Here is a 6,390-nt window from a genome sequence, read left to right as displayed (position 1 = left end):
TTTTCACGATTTGCGTCAATTTTTTGACGAATTTCTGAAATGTCCATAGATACTCCTTTTCATATCGTTTTATTATACCATAATCTCTCATTTCTTTCCATATTTTGCTTTTCACCGCTTTTGATTGCAAAAGAAAAGAGGCTCTAAAGCCTCTTGTTTAAAGGACTTTAGCAGAGGTATGAGTGATCTCCTCCACTTGAATTCCTTCTTTTTCAAACTTATCCTTTAATGCAGTCAAATCGATTTTTCCATCAATTTGAACTTCGATGACGACCTTGCCATCCTTACGTGGAATGTTTACAGTATGGGAAATATTTAAATCCTCTTCTACAATTAAAGCTACAATTTTCCCCAGTACTCCGACTTCATTTTCTGTAATGAAACGAACACGAATCCCCTCTTCTCCGTATCCGGCGATTTCCAAGAAAGCCTGAAAAACATCGCGGTCTGTAATGACGCCGTAGACCTGATGATTGTCTACGACTGGTAATATCCCAATTTTATTTTTCAGCATCAGGTAGGTCGCATCTTCTAGACTAGCATAGCCAGAAACCGTCACGACATCTCGAATCATTACATCTTTTACTTTGGTTTTATTCAGAAGATAATTCATCTCATAGATAGAGAGACTGGTTGCTTTAGATGGGCTGGCTTCCGCAATGGTTCCTTCTGTTACCAATCCGACTAATTGATCGTTTTCGATAACAGGTAAACGGTGCAAACCTTGCTCGCGCATCAAATCTGCTGCGTGTGCTACAGTCGTATCTGGACTGATATAAACTACCTTACGGGTCATGAAATCTTTAACTGCCATGAGACTTCTCCTTCTATATTACTACTTTTATTATACACTTTCTTAGAAAATCTATCAAACGCTTTCATCTCTTTTTCAAGATTTTGAATAATCTGAGTCTTTTACAAAAAAGAGCTCTAATCTAGAGCCCTATATGTGCAAGTTAGCAAACATTATTTATATTTCTTTCAGTTGTTAAGGATACTACCAACTAGTATTGAAAACCTAGTATCATCTCCATCCACAACCTAAACTAGTCTCCCAGACTAGTTTAGCCACCTAGATATGCTTTTCTGACTTCATCTGATGATGCGAGTTCTTTTCCTGTTCCTGATAGGACAATCTTGCCTGTTTCAAGTACATAACCACGGTCAGAGATTGCAAGGGCCTTGTTAGCGTTCTGTTCAATTAGGAGAACCGTTGTTCCTTGCTTCTGAATATCTTGAATGATATCGAAAATTTCTTGGATAAAGATCGGGGCAAGTCCCATTGACGGCTCATCCAAGAGAAGGAGCTTAGGTGTAGACATGAGAGCGCGTCCCATAGCCAGCATCTGCTGTTCACCACCTGAAAGAGTTGCCGCATCTTGGTTTTTACGTTCTTCCAAACGAGGGAAGCGAGAAAAGACTTTTTTCAAGTTGGCTTGATTTTCTTCTCGATTTTTCTTCAAGAAAGCTCCCATTTCCAAGTTTTCCATAACAGTCAAACCTGGGAAAACATGGCGTCCCTCAGGAACTTGTGATAGACCAGCTGCCACGATTTTTTGGGCTGGCAACTTTTGAATTTCTTTGCCTAAAAACTGAATTTTTCCAGCACTTGGACGAACCAAACCTGAAAGAGTACGAAGAATAGTTGTTTTACCAGCACCATTAGCACCAATCAAAGAAACAACTTCACCTTCATTGACCTCAAAACTTACATCACGAACTGCTTGGATCATACCGTAATGCACAGAGAGGTTTTCAACTTTTAACATAGACATTAGGCTTCACCTCCTAGATAAGCTTCGATAACGCGTTTGTTGTTCTTGATCTCATCCGGAGTCCCATGAGCGATCAACCGACCATATTCAAGAACATAGATACGCTCAGTAACTTCCATAACCAAATTCATGTCGTGTTCAATGAGCATGATGGTAATTTTAAATTCATCTTTGATACGACGGATCAATTCTGTCAATTCAGCCGTTTCTTGTGGATTCATACCAGCTGCAGGTTCGTCCAAAAAGAGGATCTTAGGTTCAGTTGCCAGAGCACGAACAATTTCTAATCGACGTTGTTGACCATAGGCCAGATTCTTGGCAAGAGTATTTGCGTCACCATCCAAATCAAAAATCTCCAGCAAGTCCAAAGCTTTGCTTTTTAATTCTTCCTCATTCTTATAAAAAGCTGGTAGGCGTAGGAAGCTCGCAAGGACATGTTGTTTATGATGATTGCTAAATGCAATCAAAACATTTTCCAAAACTGTCAAGTCCTTGAACAAACGAATATTTTGGAAGGTACGACTGAGACCAAGTGAGGCAATCTTATAGGGAGTTTTCCCATTTAGGAGGTGACCATCTAGTGTCACAGTACCTTCGCTTGGTTCATAAACGCCGGTCAAGAGATTGAAAAGGGTTGTTTTACCAGCCCCGTTTGGTCCAATCAGACCAACCAATTCTCCCTCATTCAATTCAAGAGTGACATCTCCAACAGCTGTTAGACCGCCAAAATGTTTGGTTAACTGTTTAACTTCAAGTAATGCCATTAGTTTTGTCCCTCCTTCTTCGATTTTTTAAAGAAACGTGATAGACTCAATTCCCATGTCCCAAGAAGTCCACCTGGTCTGAAAATCATGACCAATACAAGAGCCAAAGCGTAGATAATCATACGTACGCTTGCTACATCCTGAAGGAGCATATTTAAAATTCCTAAAACAATCGCTGAAACGATGGTACCAGTAATGGATCCAAGTCCACCAAATACAACGATAATCAACACATTGATGGAATTAATAAAGGTGTAATCTTTTGGGACAACAGATCCGATAAAACCGGCCTGAAGTGAACCAGCAATACTTGCTGTAATAGCACCAAAGACAAAAGCGATAATCTTGATCTTTGTAGTGTTTACCCCAACAGACTCTGCAGCAATCTCATCCTCACGAACAGATAGAGTAGAGCGTCCAATTGGACTACGTAAGAAGTTGAGAGTTGCAATAGTTGTGATCACCACAAATAGATAAACCATTTGCCAGTTGGTAAAGTTTGGAATACCCAAGATACCAGCAGCACCGTTGGTCAAACTACCACCATTAATGATAAAGATACGAATGATTTCTGAAACACCTAGTGTCGCAACAGCCAGGTAGTCACCCTTTAAACGAAGCGTTGGAATCCCAACGAGCAAAGCGACTGCACCAGAAATCAAAGCGCCCAAGACCATCGCTCCAAAGAAGGCACCATAGGTTGGTGATTTTGAACCAATAATCGCTGCTGCATAAGCCCCAATCGCCATAAAACCTGCATGACCAAGTGAGAATTGTCCTGAAAAACCAACGATTAAGTTCAAGCCTACTGCAAGGATGATATTAATCCCAATTTGTTCTAAAATTTGGACATGGAATAGATTAAGAACACCAGCAGAAACCAGTACACTAATCAATCCATAACCCGCTAACAGAAGGAATAACCAGAGAATATTTACTTTAAGATTTGTCTTCATTGTTTACACCTTCTCTTTCACATTCTTACCAAGGATACCTGCAGGTCGAACAATCAGAATCAAAAGCAAGATTCCATATACGATAGCATCACGGAAATCAGACATACCGAAGGCAGTAGCAAATGTTTCCAACAAGCCAATCACAAATCCCCCTAGAGCTGCACCAGGAATAATCCCGATACCACCGAGAACGGCCGCAACGAATGATTTTAGACCTGGAGTCACACCCATCAAAGGTTCAAGAGAGTTGTAGTAAAGGGCAATGAGAACACCTGCTGCACCAGCAAGGGCTGAACCCAAAGCAAAGGTAAAGCTGATTGTGCGATTTACATTAATTCCCATCAATTGAGCTGCGTCACTATCAACTGATACCGCACGCATGGCTTTCCCCATTTTTGTTTTTTGGACGATTAATTGCAATAAAACCATCAAGAGTACAGAAACTGCTAAAATCATCAATTGAACATTTGTCAAGCTAATTGGTCCCAAGTCAAAGCGGACTGTTTCAATTGCTTGAGGGAAGGCACGAGTATTAGCACCTACTAGATAAACCATTCCGTATTCCAGTAGGAAAGACACTCCGATGGCAGTAATCAATACAGCAATACGTGTAGAGTGTCGTAAAGGACGGTAGGCAAGAAACTCAATCACAACACCAAGCAGCGCAGTCCCTGCCATTGAAATAATTAAAGCTAAAAAGAAATCCATTTGGAAAGAATTAATCAAAAAGTAACCAATAAAGGCACCCATCATGTAAATATCACCGTGGGCGAAGTTGATGAGTTTGATAATTCCATAAACCATGGTATAACCCAGAGCCAAAAGTGCATAAACACTACCCAGAATTAAACCATTCACAAGTTGTTGGAGCATAGCATTCACTCTTTTCTATCCTTATTTTTTAGAAAATTTCATTATTTTCACAAGTTCATAAACACCGAAACAGGGAGTGAGTCAAAGGCTCATTCCCCATTTCAATTACTATTCTAATGTTATGGTTTTACAACTTCTGCTTCTTCAACTTTACCATTGTTCATGGTCATCATGTAAGCAGTTTTCACTGTATTGTGGTCAGCATCAAAGCTTGTCTGACCAGTTACACCATCAAAATCTTTGGTTTTAGCAAGGTTGTCCTTGATTTCACCTGAGTTTTTAGCACCTTTTGCAGCATTTGCTACTAGGTAAACTGAGTCATAGGCTAAAGCTGAGAATGTTGAAGGCTCTTCGTTGTATTTAGCACGGTATGCTTCAAGGAAAGCTTTAGCTTTTGCAGAAACATCAACTGTGGTGGAGAATCCAGAGATGAAGTAAATGTTTGATGCTCTTTCAGCAGTTGCTTGTTGAACAAATTCTTCACCGTTAAATCCATCACCACCAACGATTGGTTTATCAATTCCCATACCACGAGCTTGGTTTACAATTTTACCTGCTTCTGTGTAGTAACCTGGAACAACGATAGCATCAAACTCTTTGCCTTTCATTTTAGTAAGGGCTGCTTGGAAGTCTGTATCACCTGCTACAAACGTTTCATCTGCTACAATCTCACCCTTGTAGGATTCGCGGAATGATTTAGCAATACCTTTAGCATAGTCACTAGCGTTGTCAGTATAAAGAACAACCTTCTTAGCATTCAATTTGTTTGTTACATAGTTAGAGATAATCTTCCCTTGGAAGCTATCTTGGAATGTTCCGATAAATAGGTAATCTTGACCTTTGGTCAAACCATCTTGTGTAGCACTTGGTGAAATCAATGGCACCCCAGCTTTAGTAGCGTTAGCTACAGCTGCAGCAGTTGCACCAGATGTCGCAGGTCCTACAATAGCTGCTACTTTTGATTGGGTAACAAGGTTTGTTGTAACAGAAGCTGCTTCAGCAGTTTCTGACTTGTTGTCTTTGTCTACAACTTCGATTTGTTTTCCATCAATTCCACCTGCAGCGTTGATTTCGTCTACAGCAAGTTGGGCACCTTTTTGTTCAGCTGTACCGTAAGCTGCCACAGCACCTGTCTCTTCAAAGTTAAAACCGATTTTAATTGTTTTTTCGTCTACTGGATTTCCAGTTGTGTTTGACGCTCCTGACTTGACCTCTCCACAGGCAGCAAGAAGAGCCACACTAGCAAGAGCCACAAAAGATAGGGCAAATTTTTTCTTCATTTTTAATCTCCTTATAGTTGTTTCAAAAAATAGTATGTTAAGAATATACCGAATTATCAGAAAATTGTCAATGTATTTGTTTAACTTTTTAAATGATAACGTTTTCTTCAGTCCGATAAAGATTCCCAACGAAGGGAGTTTCTAGCTCTTGAATATGGCAACGTCTAATTTTCTTGATATATCTTTCCTTACCTAATCTCTCAACTAAGTCATCTAGCTCCTCAGTTGGAACATAGAGCTGCAAGTAACGATGTTTTTTGGAATGGTAACAGATATCACCGTATTCCTGAAGTTTTTTTGCATCTCGATTATAGTAGAGATAGATGATTAATCCTGATCGATTTGTTTTTTCAAACATGAGGAGTCCTCTTTCTAAGAAATCTTCCCCTATTATACCAAAAAAAGCAAACTCCGTCGAGTTTACTTTCTAGGTTGCTTAACTTAACGAATTGTTGGCCATGATTTCATCAATAAAGCCATATTCAAGCGTTTCTTGGGCACTCATCCAGTAATCACGTTCTGCATCTGCATGAATTTGCTCGACTGATTTACCAGAGTTATCTGCAAGGATTTGCTCCAAAGTCTTACGAGTTTTGAGCAAGTGCTCTGCAGCGATTGCCATATCTGTCTGTTGGGTACCACCACCTGTACCACCCATTGGTTGGTGAATCATGTACTCTGCATTTGGAAGCATGAAACGTTTGCCTTTTGCGCCACTTGATGCAATGACAGTCCCCATGGA

At 40.0% G+C, this 6,390-nt stretch carries 8 protein-coding genes; all 8 read right to left on the bottom strand.

The window, feature by feature from the left end; translation table 11 throughout:
* Window positions 1-157: 157 nt before the first annotated feature.
* Window positions 158-814, bottom strand: a complete 657-nt coding sequence (locus O3622_RS09885) for a CBS domain-containing protein (protein ID WP_000268643.1) — start codon at window positions 812-814, stop codon at window positions 158-160.
* Between the two features lie 250 nt (window positions 815-1,064).
* Window positions 1,065-1,775: an ABC transporter ATP-binding protein gene (locus O3622_RS09880; RefSeq protein WP_084945307.1), complete on the bottom strand. Its 711-nt coding sequence runs from the start codon at window positions 1,773-1,775 to the stop codon at window positions 1,065-1,067.
* Window positions 1,775-2,539 (bottom strand): ABC transporter ATP-binding protein, encoded by a 765-nt coding sequence (locus O3622_RS09875; protein WP_371607407.1) that lies wholly within the window; start codon window positions 2,537-2,539, stop codon window positions 1,775-1,777. Before O3622_RS09875 ends, O3622_RS09880 begins: the two co-directional genes overlap by 1 nt.
* Window positions 2,539-3,495: a branched-chain amino acid ABC transporter permease gene (locus O3622_RS09870; RefSeq protein WP_000856262.1), complete on the bottom strand. Its 957-nt coding sequence runs from the start codon at window positions 3,493-3,495 to the stop codon at window positions 2,539-2,541. The genes O3622_RS09875 and O3622_RS09870 overlap by 1 nt, the downstream gene beginning before the upstream one ends.
* A 3-nt stretch (window positions 3,496-3,498) precedes the next feature.
* Window positions 3,499-4,368 carry a branched-chain amino acid ABC transporter permease gene (locus tag O3622_RS09865; RefSeq protein WP_000941413.1) on the bottom strand — a complete coding sequence of 290 codons (870 nt, stop codon included), beginning with the start codon at window positions 4,366-4,368 and terminating at the stop codon, window positions 3,499-3,501.
* Window positions 4,369-4,487: 119 nt separating this feature from the next.
* Window positions 4,488-5,648, bottom strand: a complete 1,161-nt coding sequence (locus O3622_RS09860) for an ABC transporter substrate-binding protein (RefSeq protein ID WP_000726133.1) — start codon at window positions 5,646-5,648, stop codon at window positions 4,488-4,490.
* A gap of 88 nt (window positions 5,649-5,736) precedes the next feature.
* On the bottom strand, window positions 5,737-6,006 hold the full coding sequence (locus O3622_RS09855; protein ID WP_042902526.1) for a YlbG family protein: 270 nt from the start codon (window positions 6,004-6,006) through the stop codon (window positions 5,737-5,739).
* Window positions 6,007-6,084: 78 nt separating this feature from the next.
* A partial coding sequence (locus O3622_RS09850; protein WP_371607406.1) for an ATP-dependent Clp protease proteolytic subunit occupies window positions 6,085-6,390 on the bottom strand: 306 nt, incomplete at its 5' end.

The sequence above is a fragment of the Streptococcus sp. 27098_8_51 genome (assembly GCF_041432205.1).
Classification (GTDB): Bacteria; Bacillota; Bacilli; order Lactobacillales; family Streptococcaceae; genus Streptococcus.
This window is presented reverse-complemented; position numbering and strand designations above follow the sequence as displayed.